Here is a 24,110-nt window from a genome sequence, read left to right on the forward strand (position 1 = left end):
GATTACAACCCCAAAGCAACGGCGAGACAAATAGCGGCGACGATGACTGCACGGCGAATCATCGCCGCTGCACAGCACAGTGATTCCTTCCATGGGCAAAATGAATCCGGGCGAGCCCAGGGAAATAGGCTCCGATCGAGCCAGTAACCCAATACGGCTGACAACGAGACCAGGCTGAGTTTATAAACCACGACCGGGATTTGTGCGGGTGATGTCCAGCCAATCAGCGCAAATAGTGAGAGGGCAGCGATCTGCCAGCCAGAAAGACGAGGCACATTGATTTTTTTCATAATTTAACTCCTGATAATTGAGTCAGGAGTATGGCTTTGCCTACTGGCAGAATCGTGGAAATAGATTTAATAAATAACTTTAGCGAATAATTCGTTCATTGCATCTTTCGTTAGCTAATACATCAACATCTAATAGACAGAAACATCATTGTACTAAGCTTATATGTGCCCATGGATAGTGCATTGTGTAAGTGGGATTCTGGGGCAGAGTATATCCATGCATTATTTTATCTTGTTGATTTTAAAACTACTTTAAAAGATGTCTATAAAAACAGCAGATACACTCTTTATGTCCGTAAACACACAAAACAGATAATACTGTTTATTTATACAGTAATTATGTAAAGTGACAGGGCCAGTGAAGACTTTCATTGAAGATGATAATTATTCATTTTTTTCATATTTGGATGTGATTCATTGTTTATTTTTATGATTGCTTTGCGATGATGATAAGTATTTATTCATGTTTTTAATGTGTTGATGGTTAATTATCGCACCTGCTTTAAAGTTTATCTCTGGAGAGTAGAACCGGTGACGCATGGTGCAAGACATATGGAGATGAAATATGATTCAGAAATCAAAGGAAATGGCTCGTATTCCTGAAATTATTAACGATCTGGCATTTCATGCGTCACAGGTTTTAATTGAAAGCATGAATATTGACAGCGCAGCGGCGAAAAATGTGGGTCATGCTATCGCCGACAGAATGATGAAGAATTGGGGTGGGCAAAGTATTTATTTCCCAAAGGGAATCTCTGGAAGGGCAACGGAACGTGATTATCAGATTTATAGCGAATGCGATGGCCGCAATTACGCGGAGCTGGCGAAGAAATATAATTTGACGTTGCAGTGGATTTATAAAATCGTGAAGCGCGTGCATTCGGAAAAAAAACGTTGTCCGCATATTTTTTAAACGACATGGCATAATGGCGTATAACGAAGTGCAATCGCTATACGCCAATAAGCATTATTCAAACAGATTATGATGCAGCTTCTGCACGACCTGCTCCGCGTCGTTGCCGGGCACCAGGAAGCACAGGTTATAGCTTGATGCGCCGTAGCAAATCATGCGGATGTTGAACGGTTCCAGCACGCCAAACACTTCTTTGCCGACGCCGCAGGCCTGGGAAAGCTTGTTGCCGATAATCGCCACCAGCGCCAGATTCTCTTCAACTTCCACGCGGCACAGCGAAGACAGCTCGGTGAGCAGCGAGGTGGTCAGCAGGCTGTCGCCGGTTGAGGTCGAGCCGGTGGTGTCGAGGGTCAGCGCCACGCTGACTTCGGAGGTGGTGATGAGATCGACGGAGATATTATGGCGCGCGAGAATACTGAACACTTCCGCCAGGAAACCGCGCGAGTGCAGCATGTTCAGGCTGTGCAGCGTCAGCAGCGTTTGTTTGCGGCGCAGGGCGAGGGCGCGGAACAGGGGCGGGTTGTCGGTTTCGTTACATACCAGCGTGCCGCCCGCTTTTGGATCTTTGCTTGAACCAACGAAGACCGGGATATCGCAGCGCACCGCTGGCAGCAGGGTCGCCGGATGCAGCACTTTCGCCCCGAAGGTCGCCATTTCTGCGGCTTCTTCAAAGCCAATCTTATCGATGCGTTTAGCCGCCGCGACGACGCGCGGGTCCGTAGTATAAATGCCCGGCACGTCCGTCCAGATATCAACGCGGCTTGCGCCCAGCGCTTCGCCCAGAAGTGCAGCGGTGTAGTCGCTGCCGCCACGGCCAAGCGTCGTGGTGCGGCCCTTAGCTTCGCTACCGATAAAGCCCTGCGTGATGACAATCGACTGCGCCAGGCGCGGCTGGAGCTGTTGTTCACTCAGTTCTGCAAGTGCTGCAACATCGGGTTCGGCGCGGCCAAAGCGGTCGTTGGTACGCATGATTTTGCGGATATCAAACCACTGCGCGTCCACGCGGCGCTCGCGCAGGATCTCAACGAACAGCAGGGTGGACATCAGCTCGCCGTGGCTGACCAGTTCGTCGGTCAGCGCCGTTGAGGTCGCAAGTGCAGCGGCTTCGGCGAGGGTGGTGATGTTTTCGAGCAGGCGTTCGACTTCTTCGCGGATGATCTGCGGATTCGCCAGGCGTTCCACGATGTCGTACTGAATTTTGCGAATGGCGTCGAGTTTTGCAAAGCGTTCGGTTGCTTCCAGACCTTCGGCTAAGGCGACCAGCAGGTTGGTTACGCCAGCGGAGGCGGAAAGAACGACTAAGCGGACGTTGGCGTCGGCGAGCACGACGTCGGCGCTGCGGTTCATGGCGTCGAAATCAGCGACGCTGGTACCGCCGAATTTGGCAACTACGGTTTGGGACATGACCACCTCGTGTCAGGAAATGAATAATAGCGACCATGGCACAAAGGCAGAACGAACAACCGGGCCAAGCGCAATACAGCCTAATTAACTAAACCTTCTCAACAGCCCCCATAAATAGAAGCTGGGGGGAAAACTGTCAACGCCGGGATTATGCGGATTTTTCATGCGCCGCTGGCAGACAGTAACGGGTCTTATAATAGAGCTGTTTTAAGCTATTTTTTCACCAATTCTGGCTCTCCCCAGGCCTGCGGCACAAAAATCATCACAAATTCTTTCGGGGGATATACAATTGACCGCAGTCACAGTTCTCAAATCAAAAGGGTAACGCTATGAAAAATATCAACCCAACGCAGACCGCTGCATGGCAGGCTTTACAGGCGCATTTCGACGAAATGAAAGACGTCACTATTGCCGACCTGTTCGCGCAGGATGCCGACCGTTTTGGCAAATTCTCCGCCACGTTCGATGATTTAATGCTGGTGGATTACTCTAAAAACCGCATCACCGAAGAAACGCTTGCTAAGCTGCAGGCGCTGGCCAAAGAAACCGACCTGCAGGGCGCGATTAAGTCGATGTTCTCCGGCGAGAAAATCAACCGCACCGAAGACCGCGCCGTACTGCACGTTGCCCTGCGTAACCGTAGCAATACCCCAATCGTGGTTGATGGCAAAGACGTTATGCCCGAAGTGAACGCGGTGCTTGAGAAGATGAAAACCTTCTCCGAAAGCATTATCAGCGGCAGCTGGAAAGGCTACACCGGCAAAGCGATTACCGACGTGGTGAACATCGGTATCGGCGGTTCTGACCTCGGCCCGTTCATGGTGACCGAAGCGCTACGCCCTTATAAAAACCACCTTAATATGCACTTCGTGTCCAACGTCGATGGCACCCACATCGCCGAAGTGCTGAAGAATGTTGACCCGGAAACCACGCTGTTCCTCGTGGCCTCCAAAACCTTCACCACTCAGGAAACCATGACCAACGCCCACAGCGCGCGCGACTGGTTCCTGAAAACCGCCGGTGACAACAAGCACGTCGCGAAGCACTTCGCCGCGCTTTCCACCAACGCGAAAGCGGTTGGCGAGTTTGGCATCGACACCGCAAACATGTTCGAGTTCTGGGACTGGGTTGGCGGCCGTTACTCCCTGTGGTCGGCGATTGGCCTGTCCATCATCCTTTCCGTCGGTTACGACAACTTTGTTGAGCTGCTCTCCGGCGCGCACGCGATGGACAAGCACTTCGCAAACACCCCAGCCGAGCAGAACCTGCCGGTGCTGCTGGCGCTAATCGGTATCTGGTACAACAACTTCTTCGGGGCTGAAACCGAAGCGATTCTGCCATACGACCAGTACATGCACCGTTTTGCGGCCTACTTCCAGCAGGGCAACATGGAATCCAACGGCAAATACGTTGACCGTAACGGCAACGCCGTGGACTACCAGACAGGCCCAATCATCTGGGGCGAGCCGGGCACTAACGGCCAGCACGCGTTCTACCAGCTGATTCACCAGGGCACCAAAATGGTTCCTTGTGATTTCATCGCGCCTGCCACCACGCACAACCCGCTTTCCGACCACCATCCTAAGCTGCTGTCTAACTTCTTTGCTCAGACAGAAGCGCTGGCGTTCGGCAAATCTCGTGAAGTGGTTGAGAAAGAATACGCGGCTCAGGGCCTCGATCCTAAAACGCTGGACCACGTTGTGCCGTTCAAGGTCTTCGAAGGCAACCGTCCAACCAACTCCATCCTGCTGCGCGAAATCACCCCGTTCAGCCTGGGTGCGCTGATTGCGCTGTACGAACACAAAATCTTCACCCAGGGCGCTATCCTCAATATCTTCACCTTCGACCAGTGGGGCGTTGAGCTGGGCAAACAGCTCGCTAACCGCATCCTGCCGGAGCTGGGCGATGATAAAGAAATCAGCACCCACGACAGCTCTACCAACGGCTTAATTAACCGTTATAAATCCTGGCGCGCGTAATAAGCTTGCTCAGAATTGAAATAAGCCGGCCATTGCGCCGGCTTTTCTATTTATAAGATAAATCTCCTTGTCGCCCAATATCCGCAATTTGCCCTGCTGAGGTTAATCCTAAAAATATTGGTAACCGGATAATTTATCCGCGTTACTTTCGGATTAATTAGATCATATTTTTTCTTTATGTGTATATTAAGTTGTTGATATTATTTAATTTAAGTAAGCGATAATAGCAATTTGATGTATATTTTTTCCACTTATCTTAAAACGCTACCGCTATTTCCCCTGCAACCTAAATATCACTTCTTGTTGTGTATACTCGAACCCGCCTGAAACTCTTTTGGGCAAATCTCCATTCATTCATTGAAGGGAAATTGTTATGAAGAAAGTTATCTATGGCGCTTTCGCCATATTCACGCTGGCAGCGGCTAGCGCGGCGTACGCTGACCCGGTAGCAGTGGGTGAAGCGGCCGGCGCTCAGGCCACTTCTGTGTCCGCAGGGAGTTCTACTGCGACCAGCGCCAGCACTGTCGGGTCAGCGGTGGGGGTAGCGCTTGCTGCAACCGGTGGTGGCGACGGTTCTAATACCGGGACGACCACGACTACGACGACCAGCACCCGCTAATTGGGGTGTTTTAATCATAACCACACTTCGGTGTGGTTATTCTGACTCCGGGAAAACGTCGTGCAACGACTCTCAATTCTTCTTGTTTGCCTGCTGCTTCAGGCCTGTTCCGCCACCACCAAAGGCCTTGGCTCATCGCTTTGGCACAGCATTGTCGGCACCGACGGCGTGCAGCTCACCGATGACGATATTCAGAACATGCGCTACGCCAGCCAGTACATGAGCATCAACAATGGCCCGCAGCTTTTTGTGGTGCTGGCGTATGACGAAAACGGCGAGCAAAAGTGGGTGACGCAGGACCGGGCGATGATTAACACCGTCAATGGCCGCGTGGTGAAAACGACCGGGCTTGGCGACAACCTCCAGCAGGTGACGAATCTTGCAAACGACCCGCTGGCGAAGGTGAATCAGATTGTCGATGGCGCGAGCTGGACGCGGCAGATGGGCTGGACCGAGCACCAGCAGGTGCGCATGGCGACGGCGCGTTCCACCTTTACCTGGGACGGCAGCGACACGCTGAAAGTGGGCAGCAGCGTCACGCCCGTACGCATCCTGGATGAGGAAGTCACCGCGTCGGGCAAGACCTGGCATAACCGGTTCTGGGTGGATGAAGCCGGGCAAATCCGCCAATCCAAACAGTATCTTGGCCCGGACTACTGGCCGATTACCACGGTTCTGCTGAAGGCGGCAAAAGAATGAAAATAAAAGCCTCGATGACGTTTGGCATCAACAAGCGGTGGATGGCGCGTTGCTTATGCACCCTACTGCTCACGCTTACTGCTCCACTGGCTGTTGCCGCTGGCAACGTCACGATCTATCCCGGAAACCATCAGCCCCCGCAGCAAATCACCGGCGTTGAGCGGCTTGGCGATCTCGTTAGCCAGCCTTCGCTGAGCCATACGTGGTGGCAAGGGGCAGTGATTAGCGAGCGCCAGGCAAGCTCCATTGCCGAACGGCAGCATCAAAAACTGCTCGCGGCCTTAACAGGCTTTGCCGCTCAGGAAGACGGCGATGACGCGGCGGCAATTAACGGCGTTCGCCGGCAGATGCAGGCCATCAAAGTCACCGGTCGTCAGTTCGTCAATCTCGACCCGGACTGGGTTCGCGTGCGCCCGCGCTCGAACGCCACCCTGCTTGGGGAATACAGCCTGTGGGCCGGGCCGCAGCCGTCGACCATTACCCTGGTGGGCCTGGTGAGTTCGCCGGGCGTGAAACCGTTCGTCGCCGGGCGCAGCGTTGACGAATATCTCGATGACGTTAACAGGCTGAGCGGCGCCGACCGCAGCTACGCCTGGGTGGTTTATCCCGACGGTAAAACCGAAAAAGCGCCGGTCGCTTACTGGAACAGGCGCCACGTCGAGCTTCTGCCGGGCAGCGTTATTTTCGTCGGTTTTTCCGACCGCCTGTTCGATTCTGAATTTAACCAGTTGAACCAGCAAATCCTTAGCTCCCTGACCCATCGGATACCGGATTGATGAAAAATAAATATCTCTACAGCCTGCTGGCGCTGGCCGTTTCCACCGCCTGCCAGGCGGAAACCTTTCCGGCTCCGATTGGCCCGTCCCAGTCTGACTTTGGCGGCGTTGGCCTGCTGCAAACGCCGACCGCACGCATGGCGCGAACCGGGGAGTTCAGCGCGAACTACCGCGATAACGACCAGTACCGTTTTTACTCCGCTTCGATTCAGCTCTTCCCGTGGCTGGAAACGACCCTGCGCTACACCGACGTGCGCACCAAAAAATACAGCCCGGTGGACGCCTTCTCCGGCGATCAGACCTACAAAGATAAAGCCTTCGACATGAAAGCGCGCCTGTGGGAAGAAGGGTATTACCTGCCTCAGGTGGCGGTGGGCGTGCGCGACCTGGGCGGTACCGGCCTGTTTGACGGCGAATACGTGGTGGCGAGCAAGGCCTGGGGGCCCTTTGATTTCTCCCTCGGCATGGGCTGGGGCTATATGGGCACCAGCGGCAACGTGAAGAACCCGCTTTGCGAAGCCAGCAACAGCTTCTGCTATCGCGACAACAGCTACAACCAGGCCGGTTCGTTCAACTTTAGCGGCATGTTCCACGGCCCGGCATCCCTGTTCGGCGGGATTGAATACCAGACGCCGTGGCAGCCGCTGCGCCTCAAGCTTGAGTACGAAGGCAACAACTACACCCAGGACTTTGCCGGCAAGCTTGACCAGCGCAGCAACTTTAACGTCGGCGCTATCTATCGCGTCACCGATTGGGCCGACGTTAACGTCAGCTACGAGCGCGGCAATACCCTGATGTTTGGCTTCACCCTGCGCACCAACTTTAACGACCTGAAGCCGGGCTATAACGACAACCGTCGCCCGCAGTACGAACCGCATCCGCAGGACGAAATCCTGCAGCACAACGTCGTCGCCAACCAGCTTACGCTTCTGAAGTACAACGCGGGGCTTGCCAACCCGAACATGCAGGTGAAGGGCGATACGATGTACGTGACCGGCGAGCAGGTAAAATACCGCGATTCCCGCGAGGGCATCGAGCGGGCAAACCGCATCATCATGAACGACCTGCCGGAAAATATTCGCACCATCCGCATCACCGAAACGCGCCTGAACATGCCGCAGGTCACCACCGAAACGGATGTCTCCAGCCTGCGCCGCCACCTCGAAGGCGAACCGCTGGGGCATGAAACCGAGCTGGTGCAAAAGCGCGTCGAGCCGGTCGTGCCTGAGAAAACCGAGCAGGGTTATTACATCGATAAATCCAGCGTGAACTTCTCGCTTAACCCGGTGCTCAACCAGTCCGTGGGCGGCCCGGAAAGCTTCTACATGTATCAGGTTGGCGTGATGGGTACCGCCGACTGGTGGGTTACGGACCACCTGCTGACCACCGGCAGCGTGTTCGCCAACCTGTCGAACAACTACGACAAGTTCAACTACACCAACCCGCCGAACGATTCGACGCTGCCGCGCGTGCGTACCCACGTGCGTGAATACGTGGAAAACGACGTTTATGTGAATGACCTGCAGGCCAACTACTTCCAGTATCTGGGCAACAGCTGGTACGGGCAGGTGTACGGCGGTTATCTCGAAACCATGTACGGCGGGGCGGGCGCGGAGGTGCTATACCGTCCGGTGGACAGCAACTGGGCGATTGGCCTCAACGCTAACTACGTGAAGCAGCGCGACTGGCGCAGCGCGCAGGACATGATGAAATTCACCGACTACAGCGCGAAAACCGGGCATCTCACCGGCTACTGGACGCCGCCGTTTGCCGACGACGTGCTGGTCAAGCTGAGCGTCGGGCAGTATCTGGCGGAAGACAAGGGCGGCACGCTTGAGATCTCCAAACGCTTCGACAGCGGCATCGTTGTCGGGACGTATGCGACCATCACCAACGTGTCGAAGCAGGAGTACGGGGAAGGGGACTTCACCAAGGGCTTCTACGTCAACGTGCCGCTGGATATCTTCACCTCGTCACCGACCCGCAGCCGCGCGCAGATTGGCTGGACGCCGCTTACCCGCGACGGCGGGCAGATGCTGGGCCGCAAGTTTGACCTTTATGGTATGACGAGCGACCGGAGCATGAATTTCCGGTAATCGTGTCGGGTGGCGCTGTGCTTACCCGACCTACTCAATACGTAGGGTGGATAAGCGCAGCGCCATCCACCGCTTAAAGATAAAAATATAGATCCAGATCACACTTTTAACGTATAACAACTCCCTGGGACAACCACCACGAGGGACTGTTATGCCCGCTACACCACGCGTCGAATGGATCTCCACCGTCATGCAGACGGTGCTCAATCTGGGCCTGCTTGCGCTCGGCGTGATCCTTATTATCTTTCTCGGCAAAGAGACCTTTCACCTCGCAAAGGTGCTGTTCGCGCCCAGCGAGCAGGCCAGCAAATACCTGTTTATCGAAGGGCTGGTGGTCTATTTCCTCTATTTCGAGTTTATCGCCCTGATCGTGAAGTACTTCCAGTCCGGCTATCACTTCCCGCTGCGCTACTTCATCTACATCGGCATTACCGCGATCGTGCGGCTGATCATCATCGACCACAAATCGCCGTCGGACGTCATCATCTACTCCGGTGCGATTCTGCTGCTGGTGATTACGCTGTGGCTGTGTAACAGCACGCGGCTGAAGCGGGAATGAAGCGGGAATAGCGAAAAAAATGGCGGCCCGAAGGCCGCCGGAAATGATACGAGGTCAAGTTGAGGGTTGCAGTGGCATACAGCAATGTAAAACAATGACTTACAGGAAATTTGTTAACCTTTCACTCCGCCAGCCGTCAGGCCGCTCACCAGCCAGCGCTGCGCCAGTAAGAACACCACGGTAATCGGAATAGCGGACAGCACGGCCGCTGCGGCAAAGTCGCCCCACAGGTAGTTTTGCGGGTTGAGATACTGCTGCATGCCCACCGCCAGGGTGTAGCTGTTCACGTCGCGCAGCAGCAGCGACGCCACCGGCACTTCGGTAATCGCGGCGATAAACGACAGAATAAACACCACCGCCAGAATCGGCACGGAAAGCGGCAACAGCACCAGGCGGAAAGCCTGCCACGGTGTTGCGCCATCCAGCGCCGCCGCCTCTTCAAGCGATCCGTCGATAGTTTCGAAGTAACCCTTAATCGTCCACACATGCAGCGCGATACCGCCCAGATAGGCGAAGATCACCCCGCCGTGGGTGTTCAGGCCGATAAACGGAATGTACTGACCGAGGCGGTCAAACAACGCGTACAGCGCCACCAGCGACAGCACCGCCGGGAACATCTGGAAAATCAGCATGCCTTTAAGCAGCGTCGCCTTGCCCGGGAAGCGCATGCGGGCAAAAGCGTAGGCGCAGGTTGTCGAAAGCGTGACGATGCCAATCGCGGTGATCACCGCAATCTTGATTGAGTTCCAAAGCCACAGCATGACCGGGAACGGCGGTGGCGTAACGCGCCCGTCGGCGTGCTCGACGCTAAAGCCCAGCGCCAGCTTCCAGTGCTCCCACGACACCTGGTCCGGAATGATGCTGCCGGTGGCAAAGTTTCCCGGGCGCAGCGAAATGGCGATAACCATCAGCAGCGGGAACATGATCGCCGCGATAAACAGCAGCAGGAGCAGATGCGTGGTGAACAGACGCAGCTTTTGAGATTTGGGTTGAACCATGGCCATGAGTGTCGCTCCTTAGTCAAACTTCATGCGGGTGGCTTTCAGGTTAACAATCGCAAGCGCGCCGACCAGCAGGAAGATAAGCGTTGCGATAGCCGCAGCCAGGCCGAAGTCCTGACCGCCGCCGCCTTCAAAGGCGATGCGGTAGGTGTAGCTCACCAGCAGGTCCGTGTAGCCAGCGGGCGTGGTGGTGCCAAGACGGTCTGGGCCACCGTTGGTTAACAGCTGAATCAGCACGAAGTTATTAAAGTTAAAGGCAAAGCTTGCGATCATCAGCGGCGTCAGCGGCTTAATCAGCAGCGGTAGCGTTATCTTAAAGAAGTTCTGGAACGGGCCCGCGCCGTCCATCGCCGAGGCTTCGTACAGGTCGTCCGGGATCGCTTTGAGCAGCCCCATGCACAGGATCATCATGTACGGATAGCCCAGCCAGGTGTTGACGATGATAATCATCGAACGCGCGGTCGTCGGGTCGCTAAACCAGGCCGGTTTGATGCCGAACAGCGCGCTTAACATCATGTTGATTTCGCCGAAGCTCTGGTTGAATAGCCCTTTGAAAATCAGGATAGAAATGAACGACGGTACGGCGTAGGGCAGAATCAGCAGCACGCGGTAAATCGCTTTGCCCTTCAGGGATTCCCACTGCACTACGCACGCCAGCACCATGCCCACCGCGACGGTCAGCACGACGGTCAGCAGCGAGAAAATCACCGTCCAGACGAAAATCGCCATGAAAGGTTTCTGGATGCCTTCGTCGTGGAACACGCGCAGGAAGTTCTTCCAGCCGATGGTGACGGTATAGCCCGGGCTTAGCTCGTCGTTGCCCCAGGTGCCGTCGGCGTTCACCGACTGATAGAAGCCGATGTCGTTATTCGGGCGGTATTTCACGCCGCTTTGATTGTTGGTCAGCTCGCCGTTTTCACCCTGCGTATAGAGCGGGCGGGTGCCGGAGAACTGGCGCAGGGAGCTCATTACCAGCGTGCTGGCGTCCGGCATTTCGGCGGTGATTTGCGTCAGCGCCTGGCGGTTTTGGGTAATCACGCGCAGGTTGGCCTTATCGCCCGCAGGCAGGGCGTCAGCCTCTTTCAGCTTCAGATGCTGCTCGCCGCCGAATTTGAAGCTATCAGAAACGAAATTCTTGCCGCTCTCTTCGTCGGTCAGCGCCAGCTGCCAGTCATTGCCCGCCGGATAAAGTCCAAAATTAAAGGTTTTGCCCGCCTGATACTGGCGGTCCATCAGCACCTGCTGCGCGCGCTCCTGGGTGAGCTGGTTGGTGCTGCTGTAGTTGGTAAAGGCGATGGCGATGGTACAGACCAGCGGGAACAGCACGAACAGCCCCATCCCCGCCAGCCCTGGGTAAACATAGCGCCAGGCGTATGCCCTGCGGTTTGCGTAAATATAGAGGCCAATCGAGCTTAAAATCAGCGTCATAATGGCAAACAGGTACTCCCCCTGGGCGTACATCAAAACAACAAGATAGCCAACCAGCACGCCTAACAGCCCAACTACTGACCATTTAAGCGCATCGTTTTGCCACCAGCGGCGCTTTCTTACAACATCCATGGGGTGTTCCTCTACCTCTACAGCGTCTTAACGCGGTGGATGGCACTGCGTTTATCCACCCTACGAAACCCGCAGGGCGGGTAAGCATCGCGCCAGCCTCTACAACGTTTTAATCGGTGGATGGCACTGCGTTTATCCACCCTACGAAACCCGTAGGGCGGGTAAGCCTGCGCCACCCGCCATTTTTTTACTTGGTAATACGTCCCTGAGCGTCTTTCATCGCCGCGTCTACGGTCTGGCGACCGCTAACGGCGTTAATCACCGCGGTACGAACGGCGTACCAGAAGGAAGCCATCTGCGGAACGTTAGGCATGATTTCGCCTTTCTGGGCGTTATCCATGGTGGCAGCGATACGCGGGTCTTTCGCCAGCTGCTCCTGGTAGGATTTCAGCGCTACGGCACCCAGCGGCTTGTCTTTGTTCACTTCCGCCAGACCCTGGTCGGTCATCAGGTAGTTTTCGAGGAACTCTTTTGCCAGCTCTTTGTTCGGGCTGGCGGCGTTGATGCCCGCGCTCAGCACGCCAACGAACGGTTTAGACGGCTTGCCTTTGAAGGTTGGCAGCAGCGTCACGCCGTAGTTGATTTTGCTCTTATCGATGTTGGACCACGCCCACGGGCCGTTAATGGTCATCGCCGTTTCGCCTTTATTAAAGGCCGCTTCGGCGATGGAGTAATCGGTATCGGCGTTCATGTGTTTGTTTTTGATGAGGTCAACCAGGAAGCTCAGGCCCGCTTTCGCGCCCGCGCTGTCCACGCCCACGTCCTTCACGTCATATTTGCCGTTTTCGAGCTTGAACGCATAGCCGCCGTCGGCTGCGATCAGCGGCCAGGTGAAGTACGGCTCTTGCAGGTTGAACATCAGCGCGCTCTTGCCTTTCGCCTTCAGCGTTTTATCCAGCGCCGGGATCTCTTCCCAGGTTTTCGGCGGGTTTGGCACCAGGTCTTTGTTGTAAATCAGCGAGAGCGCTTCAACCGCCACAGGGTAGGCGATGATTTTGCCGTTGTAGCGCACCGCGTCCCAGGTGAACGGATACAGTTTGTCCTGGAAAGCTTTATCCGGGGAGACTTCGGCCAGCAGGCCGGACTGCGCGTAGCCGCCAAAGCGGTCGTGAGCCCAGAAAATAATGTCCGGACCGTCACCCGTCGCCGCAACCTGCGGGAATTTCTCTTCCAGCTTGTCAGGATGCTCGATGGTCACTTTAATGCCGGTATCTTTTTCAAATTTCTTACCGACTTCGGCTAGGCCGTTATAGCCCTTGTCGCCGTTAATCCAGATGACCAGTTTGCCTTCTTCAATCTTTGCCAGTGCAGAGGCGGAAAACATCATCGTCGTCAGTGCTGACAGGGCGAGAATGCGGGCGCCGGTTTTAATTTTCATGTGTCCCATCCTTTTGAGAGGTAGTTTGCTCTTGTTGACAGCAGGGTAAGGCGTTACGGATGCCAGTCTGCGCAGATGGCAAGCGCTTCTCATCCTCCCCAGGTCTACGCCCCACCCCTGTTATCTGTGATCTGCTTTGCATAACTGGCAGTTATGTGTTCTGGCGCACACAAAATTACGCGGAAATTTGAAACCTGCATCACGAAAATCTCTTGTGCCGCCTGTAACCGGTTGCAGAAACCCCTCTCTCATCCTCCCGCCTCCTCCCCCACAAAAAACCATGGGGGTGGAGGATTCACAGAATGTATCGATCGTTCATAGTCCGACACATCTTGATTGACCTGAAGTCTATAAGGGAGAAGTGCATGGCAAGCGTACAGCTGCGGAACGTCACAAAAGCCTGGGGTGATGTGGTGGTATCTAAGGATATCAACCTGGATATCCAGGAAGGTGAGTTCGTGGTGTTCGTCGGGCCGTCAGGCTGCGGCAAATCCACCTTACTGCGCATGATTGCTGGCCTTGAAACCATCACCAGCGGTGACCTGTTTATTGGTGAACACCGTATGAACGACGTGCCGCCCGCCGAGCGTGGCGTGGGCATGGTCTTCCAGTCATACGCGCTGTACCCGCATCTCTCCGTGGCAGAAAACATGTCCTTCGGCCTGAAGCTTGCCGGGGCGAAAAAAGAACAGATTAACCAGCGCGTGACCCAGGTTTCTGAAACTTTGCAGCTGGCACATTTGCTCGACCGCCGTCCCAAAGCCTTGTCCGGCGGGCAGCGTCAGCGCGTGGCGATTGGCCGTACGCTGGTGGCGGAACCGCGCGTATTCCTGCTGGATGAACCGCTTTCTAACCTCGATGCCGCGCTGCGCGTGCAGATGCGTATTGAGATCTCCCGTCTGCACAAGCGCCTTGGGCGCACCATGATTTACGTCACCCACGATCAGGTAGAAGCCATGACGCTCGCCGACAAAATCGTGGTGCTGGACGCCGGTCGTGTCGCGCAGGTGGGGAAACCGCTCGAACTTTATCACTACCCGGCAGACCGCTTCGTCGCGGGCTTTATCGGCTCGCCGAAGATGAACTTCCTGCCGGTAAAAGTGACTGCCACAGCAATCGATCAGGTTCAGGTTGAATTACCGAACCGCCAGCAGGTTTGGCTGCCGGTGGAAAGTAGCCAGGTTCAGGTGGGGGCCAACATGTCGCTTGGCATCCGTCCGGAGCATTTGCTGCCGAGTGATATCGCCGACGTCACCCTCGAAGGTGAAGTTCAGGTGGTTGAGCAGCTCGGTCATGAAACTCAGATTCACATCCAAATCCCCGCCATTCGTCAGAACCTGGTGTACCGCCAGAACGACGTGGTGTTGGTAAAAGAGGGTGCCACATTCGCTATTGGCCTGCCGCCAGAGCGCTGCCATCTGTTCCGTGAGGATGGCACCGCATGTCGTCGGCTGCATCAAGAGCCAGGCGTTTAAGCATTCCCATAAAAAAGAAAAGCAATGATCTCAGGAGATAGAACGATGATTACTCTGCGCAAACTCCCACTGGCGGTAGCCGTAGCAGCAGGCGTTATGTCTGTTCAGGCGCTGGCGGTGGACTTCCACGGTTATGCCCGTTCTGGTATCGGCTGGACCGGTAGCGGCGGCCCGCAAGAATGTTTCCAGGCAACTGGTGCTCAGTCTAAATATCGTCTGGGTAACGAGTGCGAAACCTATGCGGAAATTAAATTAGGTCAGGAAGTCTGGAAAGAAGGCGATAAGAGCTTCTACTTCGACTCCAACATTGCCTATAACTCTCCTCAGTTAAACGACTGGGAAGACACCAACACCCCGGCGATCCGTGAGTTTAACGTGCAGGGTAAAAACCTGATTGATTCATTGCCAGGTGCCAACATGTGGGCCGGTAAGCGCTTCTATCAGCGTCATGACGTCCACATGATCGACTTCTACTACTGGGACATTTCTGGTCCTGGTGCCGGTCTTGAAAACATCGACGTAGGCGTGGGTAAACTTTCTTTCGCCGCAACCCGTTCTTCTGAGTCAGGCGGTTCTTCCGCGTTTGGCGACCGCGATCCGGTCACCGGCGAACGTACCTATAACAACAAAGTGCCAAACGACGTGTTTGACGTGCGTTGGGCAGGTATCGAAACCAACCCTGGCGGTACGCTGGAACTGGGCGTTGACTATGGTCACACCAACATTCCTGACGACTACTACCTGCAGCCTGGCGCGTCTAAAGACGGCTGGATGGGTACCCTCGAACACACCCAGAGCATGCTGAAAGGCTACAACAAGTTTGTTGTACAGTACGCAACGGACTCTATGACCTCGCAGGGTAAAGGTCAGGCTCAGGGCGGCAGCGTAAACAACGACGGCCACATGATCCGCGTTCTCGACCACGGTGCGATCACCCTGGCAGACCGTTGGGACCTGATGTATGTCGGTATGTACCAGAACCTGGATATGGATGATAACCAGGGGACCGAATGGTACACCGTCGGCGTGCGTCCAATGTTCAAATGGACGCCAATCATGAGCACCCTGCTGGAAGTTGGCTACGACAACGTGAAATCCCAGGAAACGGGCGATCGTAACGGCCAATACAAAATCACCCTGGCACAACAATGGCAGGCGGGCGACAGCATCTGGTCCCGTCCGGCGCTGCGTCTCTTCGCAACCTACGCCAAGTGGGATGAGAAATGGGGCTACGCCAAAAACGGTAACGGCGATATCACTCGCTTCGCGGTTGCAGACTCTACCGGCAACGGCACCATCTCTAACAGCCGTGGTGACGACGACGAGTTTACCTTCGGTGCCCAGATGGAAATCTGGTGGTAATACAGCAGTAACCTGATGTGAAACGTGATGAGGGAGGTGCCACTACCTTCCTCATCATGATTACCCTTATATGCCCTTGCTTGTTTCAGGTGGAGCGCGCTATTGCCTGGCTAACCTCCACCGACTTACCCTTCGAGGTTAGAACAATGAAAATGAAAAAAAGTCTCATCGCGCTCTGCCTGTCAGCAGGGCTGCTCGCAAGCCTGCCTGGCGTAAGCCTAGCCGACGTGAACATCGTTCCTCAGGATCTGAGCGCCGCTCCGGCTATCCCTGCGTCCGCATTACAACAACTTCAGTGGACCCCGGTTACCCAGAACAAAGCGCACACCACGAACCTCGCGACAGGCGGTCAATCCCTGAATGTGGGTGAAATTATCGGCCCGGTCGCCGCTTACAGCGTCCCGGCAAACATCGGCGAGCTGACCATTACGCTGACCAGCCAGGTGGAAAAAAATACGGTCTATGCGCCGAACGTGCTGGTTCTTGACCAGAATCTGCATCCTGCGGCGTTTTTCCCAAGCAGCTTCTTCGCTTACCAGGAGCCCGGCGTGATGTCGGACAACCGTCTGGAAGGCACCTTTAAGCTGACGCCTGCGCTTGGGCAGCAGAAGCTTTATTTACTGGTCTTCACCACCAGCAAAGACACACAACAAACCACCACGATGGTAGATCCGGCCAAGGCGTACGCCAAAGGTAACGGCAACGCTATCCCGGATATTCCAGACCCAATCGCGACCCACGGCACGACCGGGACGCTGAAGCTACGCGCGAAAACCTCTTCTGGCTCCAGCATTCTGGTCGGCCCTCTGTTCGGCTCTTCCGGCCCGGACCCGGTGACGATTGGTAATACCGCTGCACCTGCTACGGCCTACGCGGCACCGGCAACCGCTTACGCAGCACCAGCGCCAGGCCAAGCCGCGCCAGCTCCGGCTCCAGCACAGTCGGCGAAGAGCGAACCTATTCTGAACGACACGGAAAGCTACTATAACCAGGCCATCAAGCAAGCCGTGGATAAAGGGGAAATCGATAAAGCCCTGAAACTGCTGAATGAAGCCGAGCGTCTGGGTTCCACCTCCGCCCGTAAAACTTTTATCAGCAGTGTAAAAGGCAAGGGGTAATTTCCCCACATTGCTGATGCTTGTAAGATTGGTGCGCTAAGGCGCACCCTTTTTTTTTCGTCAGGAGAAAAGGCGGGGGGGCTAGCCCTTGTTACGTTATTGTTGCGCATAGCTGCCACGCCGTACCCGTTCTGCGTTACAATGCCTTCAGGTTATGTATCGGAGAATCCCCTCATGTCTGAGGCGCTATCGCAATTGCGCGCCCTGAGCTTCTTCGCTGAAATCCCTGACGGGTTAAGCGCCGCTTTTCTCGACTGGCTTTTACTCGAAGACTCAATGACAAAGCGTTTTGAGCAGCACTGCTCGCGCGTTACCGTCGACATCGTTCGCGAAGGTTTTGTCAGCGCGGACGAACGGTTACCCGAAGCCGAACTGCTTCCCCCCGCGCAGCGCTACTGGCTACGTGAAATACTTTTATGTGGCGATGGCGTTCCCTGGCTCGTTGGGCGCACTGTAGTGCCCGAGTCCACGCTTGATGGCCCGGAGCTTGCCCTGCAAAAGCTAGGCACGACGCCGCTTGGGCGCTATCTTTTTAGTTCATCGACTCTGACACGCGATTTTATTCAGATTGGCCGCAGCGCGGAGCTGTGGGGGCGTCGTTCCCGCCTGAGACTGTCCGACAAGCCGCTATTGCTGACGGAGCTGTTTCTACCCGCATCTCCGCTGTACAAAGAGGAAACATAATGGAGTGGAGTCTGACACAAGGAAAATGGCAGGCGTATCAAAGGCTGATGCGTATTGATAAGCCCATCGGCTCGCTGCTGCTGCTCTGGCCAACGCTCTGGGCGCTGTGGCTGGCAACGCCCGGCGTCCCGCCGCTGACGATCCTCGGCGTGTTTATCGCGGGGGTCTGGCTGATGCGCGCCGCGGGCTGCGTGGTAAACGACTATGCGGACCGCAAATTCGACGGCCACGTCAAGCGCACGGCCCAACGCCCGATGCCGAGCGGGGCGGTCAGCGAAAAAGAAGCCCGCTACCTGTTTGTCTTTCTCGTCGTGCTGTCGTTTTTGCTGGTGCTGACGCTGAACACCATGACGATAATGCTCTCGGTGGCGGCGCTGGCGCTGGCCTGGGTGTACCCGTTTATGAAGCGCTACACGCACCTGCCGCAGGTGGTGCTGGGCGCGGCGTTCGGCTGGTCCATCCCGATGGCCTTTGCCGCCGTGAGCGAGACTGTGCCCTTAAGCTGCTGGCTGATGTTCCTCGCCAACATCTGCTGGGCGGTGGCCTACGACACGCAGTACGCAATGGTTGACCGCGACGACGACCTGAAGATCGGCATCAAGTCCACCGCCATTCTGTTTGGCCGCAACGACAAGCTGATTATCGGTATTTTGCAGGTTGTTGTGCTGGCGCTAATGGTGGCTATCGGCTGGCTTAACGAGCTGGGCGGGGCGTTTTACTGGTCGATTGCGCTTGCCGGCGCGCTGTTTATTCACCAGCAGCGGCTAATAGCGAATCGCGATCGCGACGCCTGCTTTAAGGCATTTTTGAATAATAACTACGTTGGGCTGGTGCTGTTTATCGGGATGGCGTTGAGTTTGATGCACTTCTGATTTAGGCGGAAGAGTCGGGTGTCGGCTAGCGCCTTACCCGACCTACGGTACCGAGTGTATTTGTCGGGTGGCGCTACGCTTGCCCGACCTACGATTCCCATTGACGACCGCATTTGTAGGGCGGATAAGCGCAAGCGCCATCCGCCATCTATATCTACTCCACCGCAACCTGCGACGTTGCACTCTCAATCGTTAAGCGCACGTCCGATGTCACGAGATCTGCCAACATCTGGTAAACCTGCATGGTTTGCGTCGGCTCCGCGTCGCCGGTATCGCTGATATAGCCTTCATCGCGCAGCGTCAGCACCAGCGAGGTGAAGACCGCCTTGTCGAAGAACTCCGGCGCGTTGATACCGTGCAGCATCGACAGACGCTGGGCCACGGTGCGGCTTTCGCGTTCGAGAGTGCCACGGTTAATCGACGGGTTGGCGCTCAACAGCCAGAAGGTGATGGCATAACGCTGCAGCGTTTCGCGCACGCCCGCAGCCAGCAGCTGCAGAGTACGGGAACGTGCCGGGTTAATCTGCACCTCTTCACCGCTGACGGTCACCAGACCCTGGCGCACCATCTCGTTCACCAGCGCGTCGATTTCAACGGCCAGATCTGCCTTTTCCCAGCGCAGGAACAGCTCGGCTTTCAGCATTGGATAGAGCACTTCAACCTGGCGCAGCAGCTCGGCCCTGTCGATATGACGGTGCTGGGTGATAATCGCGGCAAGCAGCGACGGCAGCACCAGCATGTGCATGATGTTGTTGCGATAGTACGTCATCAGCACGGCCTGCTCGCGCGGCAGAATGATGATGTCGCCGATTGTGTCTTTTTCGACTTCGAACTTATTCATCTGCAGCGCGTGGTCGATAAGCGCGTCGGCGGACTGTTCCGGAGCGGTTGCGTCCGGCGAGTACGGCACGTTGCGCAGCAGGCTCAGGTAGCAGTCGAGCTGCTCCGTTAGCTGTTCACGGGTCAGCGAGCGCTGGCGTGACGCTAACAGCGCGGTGCAGCACAGGTTCATGGCGTTGGCCGCCCCTGCGTTGTTAATGCGCACCATCAGCTCGGCGGCGATTTCGTTCACCGTTGGCGTTAACCACGCCGGGCGCACCGCTTCGATCGGATCGATTGAGTCGCGCCATTCCGGCACGCGCTGGTTCAGGAAGGTCATCAGCGGCATAGGTTCGCCGAAGTTAACGTAGCCCTGGCCCAGATTACGCAGCTTGCTCAGGCCGCGCAGCATCGACATAAAGCCTTCTTTCTCTTTCGTCGCGCCGCGCAGTTCCTTGGCGTAGGTGCCCACTTCCATCACGTGTTCGTAACCGATGTAAATCGGCACCAGCGTAATAGGGCGGGTACCGCCGCGCAGCATGGCCTGAATCGTCATCGACAGCGTGCCGGTTTTCGGGTCAAGCAGGCGGCCGGTCCGCGAACGGCCCCCTTCCACGAAGTATTCCACCGAATAGCCACGGCTAAACAGCTCGCCGAGATATTCGCGGAACACGGTGGAGTACAGCTTGCTGCCCTTAAAGGTACGACGAATAAAGAACGCGCCCAGGCGGCGGAAAATCGGGCCAGCCGGCCAGAAGTTCAGGTTGATGCCCGCCGCGATGTGCGGAGGCACCAGCCCCTGGTGATAAAGCACATACGACAGCAGCATGTAGTCCATGTGGCTGCGGTGGCAGGGCACATACACGATTTCATGGCCGTCGTGGGCGAGCTGGCGCACGCGCTCGGCGTTGTGAACGTTGATGCCCTGATACAGGCGGTTCCACGTCAGGCCCAGCACGCGGTCGGTCAGGCGCACGGCTTCATACGAGAAGTTCGCCGCAATCTCTTCCATAAGCGCGACCGCGTTTTGCTGGGCCTTCTCGTGGGAGATTTTCTTACTGCGCGCTTCATCTTCGACCGCTCGCGCGATTGCTTTTGATGCCAGCAGTTTATTAAACAAATCCTGACGCACCGGCAGGCGCGGCCCGACGGTGGCTAAACGCTGGCGAGCAAAGTGCATGCGCGCTACGCGAGCCAGTTTTTGGGCGATTTTTTTATCCGTGCCGTGGTCGGTTGCCATCTGGCGCAGAGAGACCGGCGCGGAGAAACGCACAAAGCTATCGCGACCAAGCCAGGAAACCGCGAAGAATTTCTGAACGCCGTTGAGCATTTTTAACGGCGGGTTGATTTCGCCTTTCTCACGGCCCGGCGAACGGCCAAACATCACCGATACCGGCACCATCTGAACGTCCAGATTCGGGTTATTGCGGTGCAGATCAAGATAGTCGTGGAAGAGCTTAATTGACTCTTCTTTCGGCGTGTAATAAGTGAAGACGCGCGGGCCACCGTGAATAAAGACATAGCGCGGCAAAACCGCTCCGTCGATTTCAAGCGGTTCCAGCGGGTCGGGTAAATCATGTGCGAGGCATTGCGCGCGTAGCGTCAACAAGTCTGCCTTAGAGTTATAAGGCAGAACGTACATAATTGGGCGAGTTGTATCCAGGCCCAGTTCGGCTTGTGGATCAGCCGGTATGGACTTGCTTTTTACCAGGACGCCTAATGGTAAATTAAGTAATTTGTAGTAGATTCTTGGCCAGCCTGACATAAACGATGTAAAGCCTCAGGTTAATAATGCAAATTCGCCGCAAGAATATCAGAAACTGCATAAGATTTCTGTGGCGTTGCGATTTTACCCACCATCCTCCTGGTTGCCGTTTCCATGGCAGAAACCTGAAGAAGGTGGGCACTGATAAGCATTGACGCTTTTATTTTAAAAAGGTTTCCAAAAATGGCGAATAACACCACTGGGTTCACTCGTATTATCAAAGCCGCGGGCTATTCCTGGAAGGGCCTGCGCGCCGCCTGGATAAACGAAGCCGCCTTCCGCCAGGAAGGGGTTGCCGCGGTTATCGCTATCGCCATTGCCTGCTGGCTGGACGTTGACCCTATTACCCGCATTCTGCTTATCGGCTCCGTTGTGCTGGTTATGATTGTTGAAATTCTCAACAGCGCCATCGAAGCGCTGGTCGACCGCGTGGGCACGGATTACCACGAGCTTTCAGGCCGGGCGAAGGATATGGGTTCCGCCGCCGTATTGATCGCTATTATCCTCGCAGTTGTCACCTGGGTCACGCTGCTGTGGCAGCATATGCGCTAATTTGCGAGAGGCTTTCCAGATTGCGATAAGTGCCTGGTTTTTTGCTCAATTTGTGGTTTCAAATTCGCCTTTGACTGTATATACTCACAGCATAACTGTATAAACACCCAGGGGGCGGAATGAAAGCTTTAACTACCAGGCAGCAAGAGGTGTTTGATCTCATTAGGGATCATATCAACCAGACCGGCATGCCACCTACGCGTGCCGAAATTGCTCAACGTCTGGGGTTCCGTTCTCCAAACGCTGCAGAAGAGCACCTTAAGGCGCTGGCTCGTAAGGGCGTAATCGAAATTGTCTCGGGTGCCTCACGCGGCATCCGCCTGCTGGTTGAAGAAGTGACCGGCATTCCTCTGATTGGCCGCGTTGCCGCCGGTGAGCCGCTGCTGGCGCAGCAGCACATAGAAGGCCATTACGACGTTGACCCGTCCCTGTTTAAGCCTAATGCAGACTTCCTGCTGCGCGTAAGCGGCATGTCCATGAAAGACATCGGTATTCTCGACGGCGACCTGCTGGCGGTACACAAAACTCAGGACGTGCGTAACGGCCAGGTGGTTGTGGCGCGTATCGACGACGAAGTGACCGTCAAACGTCTTAAGCAACAGGGCAATACCGTGCAGCTGCTGCCGGAAAACAGCGAGTTCGAACCTATCATCGTCGATCTCCGCGAGCAGAACTTCAGCATTGAAGGCCTGGCCGTCGGCGTGATCCGCAACGGCGACTGGCTGTAGTCCCGATTACGTGCCCTCGCACTAGGTGATGCGCGCCCGCCGCGCATCACCGTCAAACTTCGTGTCTTTTACTCGTCCTGGAACCCCCCATGCGTTTCTTCTCGACGACGGATAAAGCGCTCTGGCGCCTCGCGTTACCGATGATTTTCTCCAATATCACCGTGCCCCTGCTGGGCCTGGTCGATACCGCCGTTATTGGTCATCTGGACAGCCCCGTTTATCTCGGCGGCGTGGCGATTGGCGCAACGGCAACCAGCTTCCTCTTTATGCTGCTGCTCTTTCTGCGCATGAGCACCACGGGCTTAACGGCCCAGGCCTTTGGCGCGAACAACCCGGCGGCGCTGGCCCGCGCGTTGGTTCAACCTTTGCTGCTGGCGCTGGTCGCCGGTATCGCTATCGTCGCGCTGCGCTACCCGCTGATTACGCTTGCCTTAAATATCGTCGGTGGGAACGAGCAGGTGCTAGAGCAGGCTCGGCGCTTCCTCGAAATCCGTTGGCTAAGCGCCCCCGCTTCTTTAGCAAACCTCGTGCTGCTTGGCTGGCTGCTCGGCGTGCAGTATGCCCGCGCCCCGGTGATCCTGCTGGTGGTCGGCAACGTGCTGAACATCGTGCTCGATCTCTGGCTGGTGATGGGCCTGCATATGAATGTGCAGGGCGCGGCGCTGGCAACGGTGGTTGCGGAATACGCTACCTTTATCATCGGCCTGCTGATGGTGAAAAAGGTGCTGGGCATGCGCGGCATCGACTTTACGATGCTAAAAAATGCCTGGCGGGGGAATGTCCGCCGTCTGCTGGCGTTAAACAGGGACATCATGCTGCGCTCGCTGCTGCTGCAAATCTGCTTCGCCTCGGTGACGATTCTGGGCGCGCGTCTGGGCAGCGAAGTGGTGGCGGTCAACGCCGTGCTCATGACGCTGCTGACGTTTACCGCCTACGCGCTGGACGGCTTTGCCTACGCCGTGGAGGCGCATTCAGGGCAGGCCTATGGCGCACGTAACGGCGGCCAGCTGCTTGACGTATGGCGGGCGGCCTGCCGCCAGGCGGGTATTGTCGCCCTGAGCTTCGCGGTTGTGTACGCGCTGTTTGGTGAAAACATTGTCGCCATGCTTACGTCACTGCCGGAGCTACAGCAGCAGGCGGACCGCTATCTGCACTGGCAAATTGTCCTGCCGGTGGTGGGGGTGTGGTGCTATCTGCTCGACGGCATGTTTATTGGCGCAACGCGCGGTGCCGAGATGCGCAACAGTATGGCGATTGCGGCATTGGGCTTTGGCCTGTCGTTACTGAGCGTGCCATGGCTTGGTAACCACGGCCTGTGGCTGTCAATTGCGGTATTTCTTGCACTGCGTGGACTGTCTCTCGGCTGGATTTGGCGTCGCCACTGGCGGCACGATACCTGGTTTGCAGCTGAAAGTCATAGATAGTTACAACTCCTGACGAGGCTTTAATCACCGCCTAACA

The 24,110-nt window shown here is 56.0% G+C and carries 21 protein-coding genes; 15 read left to right on the forward strand and 6 right to left on the reverse strand.

All coding sequences use genetic code 11. The features are described from left to right. Window positions 1–2 precede the first annotated feature (2 nt). Window positions 3–290, reverse strand: coding sequence for a putative holin (locus ACSPHG_RS01485; RefSeq protein ID WP_435951686.1), 288 nt, complete (start codon window positions 288–290; stop codon window positions 3–5). A 565-nt stretch (window positions 291–855) separates the two neighbouring features. On the opposite strand from ACSPHG_RS01485, the gene ACSPHG_RS01490 reads away from it, so the two are divergent. Continuing rightward, the gene (locus tag ACSPHG_RS01490) at window positions 856–1,203 is read left to right on the forward strand and encodes a Mor transcription activator family protein (protein WP_435951687.1); all 348 of its coding nucleotides are present in this window, start codon (window positions 856–858) and stop codon (window positions 1,201–1,203) included. Between the two features lie 54 nt (window positions 1,204–1,257). Here ACSPHG_RS01490 and lysC read toward each other — a convergent pair whose 3' ends face one another. After that, entirely contained in the window at window positions 1,258–2,607 is a 1,350-nt protein-coding gene (gene lysC / locus ACSPHG_RS01495; protein WP_435951688.1) for a lysine-sensitive aspartokinase 3, read from the reverse strand. 329 nt (window positions 2,608–2,936) lie between these two features. On the opposite strand from lysC, the gene pgi reads away from it, so the two are divergent. From pgi to psiE, 6 genes are all read left to right on the forward strand, one after another. Next, complete coding sequence (pgi, locus tag ACSPHG_RS01500) at window positions 2,937–4,586, forward strand: glucose-6-phosphate isomerase (RefSeq protein ID WP_435951689.1); 1,650 nt, start codon at window positions 2,937–2,939, stop codon at window positions 4,584–4,586. Window positions 4,587–4,959: 373 nt separating this feature from the next. Further along, window positions 4,960–5,205: an exopolysaccharide production protein YjbE gene (yjbE, locus tag ACSPHG_RS01505; protein WP_435951690.1), complete on the forward strand. Its 246-nt coding sequence runs from the start codon at window positions 4,960–4,962 to the stop codon at window positions 5,203–5,205. 60 nt (window positions 5,206–5,265) lie between these two features. Beyond that, entirely contained in the window at window positions 5,266–5,904 is a 639-nt protein-coding gene (locus ACSPHG_RS01510) for a YjbF family lipoprotein (protein ID WP_435951691.1), read from the forward strand. Further along, on the forward strand, window positions 5,901–6,680 hold the full coding sequence (locus tag ACSPHG_RS01515) for a capsule biosynthesis GfcC family protein (RefSeq protein ID WP_435951692.1): 780 nt from the start codon (window positions 5,901–5,903) through the stop codon (window positions 6,678–6,680). Before ACSPHG_RS01510 ends, ACSPHG_RS01515 begins: the two co-directional genes overlap by 4 nt. Beyond that, window positions 6,680–8,776, forward strand: coding sequence for a YjbH domain-containing protein (locus ACSPHG_RS01520; protein ID WP_435951693.1), 2,097 nt, complete (start codon window positions 6,680–6,682; stop codon window positions 8,774–8,776). The genes ACSPHG_RS01515 and ACSPHG_RS01520 overlap by 1 nt, the downstream gene beginning before the upstream one ends. Window positions 8,777–8,927: 151 nt before the next feature. Further along, a complete protein-coding gene (gene psiE, locus ACSPHG_RS01525) occupies window positions 8,928–9,335 on the forward strand; it encodes a phosphate-starvation-inducible protein PsiE (RefSeq protein ID WP_435951694.1) in 408 nt (135 codons plus the stop codon). A 113-nt stretch (window positions 9,336–9,448) separates the two neighbouring features. On the opposite strand, the gene malG is transcribed toward psiE, so the two are convergent. The 3 genes from malG to malE form a co-directional block, all read right to left on the reverse strand. Next, window positions 9,449–10,339 carry a maltose ABC transporter permease MalG gene (gene malG, locus ACSPHG_RS01530; protein ID WP_435951695.1) on the reverse strand — a complete coding sequence of 297 codons (891 nt, stop codon included), beginning with the start codon at window positions 10,337–10,339 and terminating at the stop codon, window positions 9,449–9,451. A gap of 12 nt (window positions 10,340–10,351) precedes the next feature. Further along, window positions 10,352–11,896, reverse strand: a complete 1,545-nt coding sequence (gene malF, locus ACSPHG_RS01535; RefSeq protein ID WP_435951696.1) for a maltose ABC transporter permease MalF — start codon at window positions 11,894–11,896, stop codon at window positions 10,352–10,354. A 187-nt stretch (window positions 11,897–12,083) separates the two neighbouring features. Then, window positions 12,084–13,274: a maltose/maltodextrin ABC transporter substrate-binding protein MalE gene (gene malE / locus ACSPHG_RS01540; RefSeq protein ID WP_435951697.1), complete on the reverse strand. Its 1,191-nt coding sequence runs from the start codon at window positions 13,272–13,274 to the stop codon at window positions 12,084–12,086. Between the two features lie 365 nt (window positions 13,275–13,639). Here malE and malK point away from each other — a divergent pair, with 365 nt between their 5' ends. The 5 genes from malK to ubiA all read left to right on the forward strand — a co-directional run bounded on the left by malK (window position 13,640) and on the right by ubiA (window position 18,785). After that, window positions 13,640–14,749, forward strand: a complete 1,110-nt coding sequence (malK, locus tag ACSPHG_RS01545) for a maltose/maltodextrin ABC transporter ATP-binding protein MalK (RefSeq protein WP_435951698.1) — start codon at window positions 13,640–13,642, stop codon at window positions 14,747–14,749. 45 nt (window positions 14,750–14,794) lie between these two features. Next, the gene (locus tag ACSPHG_RS01550; RefSeq protein ID WP_494516566.1) at window positions 14,795–16,111 is read left to right on the forward strand and encodes a maltoporin; all 1,317 of its coding nucleotides are present in this window, start codon (window positions 14,795–14,797) and stop codon (window positions 16,109–16,111) included. Between the two features lie 146 nt (window positions 16,112–16,257). Further along, window positions 16,258–17,229 (forward strand): maltose operon protein MalM, encoded by a 972-nt coding sequence (gene malM, locus ACSPHG_RS01555; RefSeq protein WP_435951700.1) that lies wholly within the window; start codon window positions 16,258–16,260, stop codon window positions 17,227–17,229. Window positions 17,230–17,403: 174 nt separating this feature from the next. Continuing rightward, on the forward strand, window positions 17,404–17,913 hold the full coding sequence (gene ubiC / locus ACSPHG_RS01560) for a chorismate lyase (RefSeq protein WP_435951701.1): 510 nt from the start codon (window positions 17,404–17,406) through the stop codon (window positions 17,911–17,913). Beyond that, window positions 17,913–18,785 carry a 4-hydroxybenzoate octaprenyltransferase gene (gene ubiA / locus ACSPHG_RS01565; RefSeq protein WP_435951702.1) on the forward strand — a complete coding sequence of 291 codons (873 nt, stop codon included), beginning with the start codon at window positions 17,913–17,915 and terminating at the stop codon, window positions 18,783–18,785. The genes ubiC and ubiA overlap by 1 nt, the downstream gene beginning before the upstream one ends. Before the next feature lie 154 nt (window positions 18,786–18,939). On the opposite strand, the gene plsB is transcribed toward ubiA, so the two are convergent. After that, window positions 18,940–21,369, reverse strand: a complete 2,430-nt coding sequence (gene plsB, locus ACSPHG_RS01570) for a glycerol-3-phosphate 1-O-acyltransferase PlsB (protein WP_435951703.1) — start codon at window positions 21,367–21,369, stop codon at window positions 18,940–18,942. A 183-nt stretch (window positions 21,370–21,552) separates the two neighbouring features. On the opposite strand from plsB, the gene ACSPHG_RS01575 reads away from it, so the two are divergent. The 3 genes from ACSPHG_RS01575 (at window position 21,553) to dinF (ending at window position 24,073) form a co-directional block, all read left to right on the forward strand. Further along, the gene (locus ACSPHG_RS01575; protein ID WP_435951704.1) at window positions 21,553–21,921 is read left to right on the forward strand and encodes a diacylglycerol kinase; all 369 of its coding nucleotides are present in this window, start codon (window positions 21,553–21,555) and stop codon (window positions 21,919–21,921) included. Window positions 21,922–22,040: 119 nt separating this feature from the next. Then, on the forward strand, window positions 22,041–22,649 hold the full coding sequence (gene lexA, locus ACSPHG_RS01580; RefSeq protein WP_435951705.1) for a transcriptional repressor LexA: 609 nt from the start codon (window positions 22,041–22,043) through the stop codon (window positions 22,647–22,649). A gap of 89 nt (window positions 22,650–22,738) precedes the next feature. After that, a complete protein-coding gene (gene dinF / locus ACSPHG_RS01585) occupies window positions 22,739–24,073 on the forward strand; it encodes an MATE family efflux transporter DinF (RefSeq protein WP_435951706.1) in 1,335 nt (444 codons plus the stop codon). The last annotated feature ends 37 nt before the right edge of the window (window positions 24,074–24,110 follow it).

Source organism: Dryocola baronae (genome assembly GCF_051297175.1).
GTDB lineage: Bacteria > Pseudomonadota > Gammaproteobacteria > Enterobacterales > Enterobacteriaceae > Dryocola.

Coding starts and splice junctions, on each gene's coding strand:
- ACSPHG_RS01515 (WP_435951692.1), top strand. CDS start 5,901: ATGAAAATAAAAGCCTCGATGACGTTTGGCATCAACAAGCGGTGGATG.
- ACSPHG_RS01485 (WP_435951686.1), bottom strand. CDS start 290: ATGAAAAAAATCAATGTGCCTCGTCTTTCTGGCTGGCAGATCGCTGCC.
- ubiA (WP_435951702.1), top strand. CDS start 17,913: ATGGAGTGGAGTCTGACACAAGGAAAATGGCAGGCGTATCAAAGGCTG.
- yjbE (WP_435951690.1), top strand. CDS start 4,960: ATGAAGAAAGTTATCTATGGCGCTTTCGCCATATTCACGCTGGCAGCG.
- psiE (WP_435951694.1), top strand. CDS start 8,928: ATGCCCGCTACACCACGCGTCGAATGGATCTCCACCGTCATGCAGACG.
- lysC (WP_435951688.1), bottom strand. CDS start 2,607: ATGTCCCAAACCGTAGTTGCCAAATTCGGCGGTACCAGCGTCGCTGAT.
- ACSPHG_RS01575 (WP_435951704.1), top strand. CDS start 21,553: ATGGCGAATAACACCACTGGGTTCACTCGTATTATCAAAGCCGCGGGC.
- malK (WP_435951698.1), top strand. CDS start 13,640: ATGGCAAGCGTACAGCTGCGGAACGTCACAAAAGCCTGGGGTGATGTG.
- malF (WP_435951696.1), bottom strand. CDS start 11,896: ATGGATGTTGTAAGAAAGCGCCGCTGGTGGCAAAACGATGCGCTTAAA.
- dinF (WP_435951706.1), top strand. CDS start 22,739: ATGCGTTTCTTCTCGACGACGGATAAAGCGCTCTGGCGCCTCGCGTTA.
- malM (WP_435951700.1), top strand. CDS start 16,258: ATGAAAATGAAAAAAAGTCTCATCGCGCTCTGCCTGTCAGCAGGGCTG.
- malE (WP_435951697.1), bottom strand. CDS start 13,274: ATGAAAATTAAAACCGGCGCCCGCATTCTCGCCCTGTCAGCACTGACG.
- pgi (WP_435951689.1), top strand. CDS start 2,937: ATGAAAAATATCAACCCAACGCAGACCGCTGCATGGCAGGCTTTACAG.
- plsB (WP_435951703.1), bottom strand. CDS start 21,369: ATGTCAGGCTGGCCAAGAATCTACTACAAATTACTTAATTTACCATTA.
- ACSPHG_RS01550 (WP_494516566.1), top strand. CDS start 14,795: ATGATTACTCTGCGCAAACTCCCACTGGCGGTAGCCGTAGCAGCAGGC.
- ACSPHG_RS01520 (WP_435951693.1), top strand. CDS start 6,680: ATGAAAAATAAATATCTCTACAGCCTGCTGGCGCTGGCCGTTTCCACC.
- lexA (WP_435951705.1), top strand. CDS start 22,041: ATGAAAGCTTTAACTACCAGGCAGCAAGAGGTGTTTGATCTCATTAGG.
- malG (WP_435951695.1), bottom strand. CDS start 10,339: ATGGCCATGGTTCAACCCAAATCTCAAAAGCTGCGTCTGTTCACCACG.
- ACSPHG_RS01490 (WP_435951687.1), top strand. CDS start 856: ATGATTCAGAAATCAAAGGAAATGGCTCGTATTCCTGAAATTATTAAC.
- ubiC (WP_435951701.1), top strand. CDS start 17,404: ATGTCTGAGGCGCTATCGCAATTGCGCGCCCTGAGCTTCTTCGCTGAA.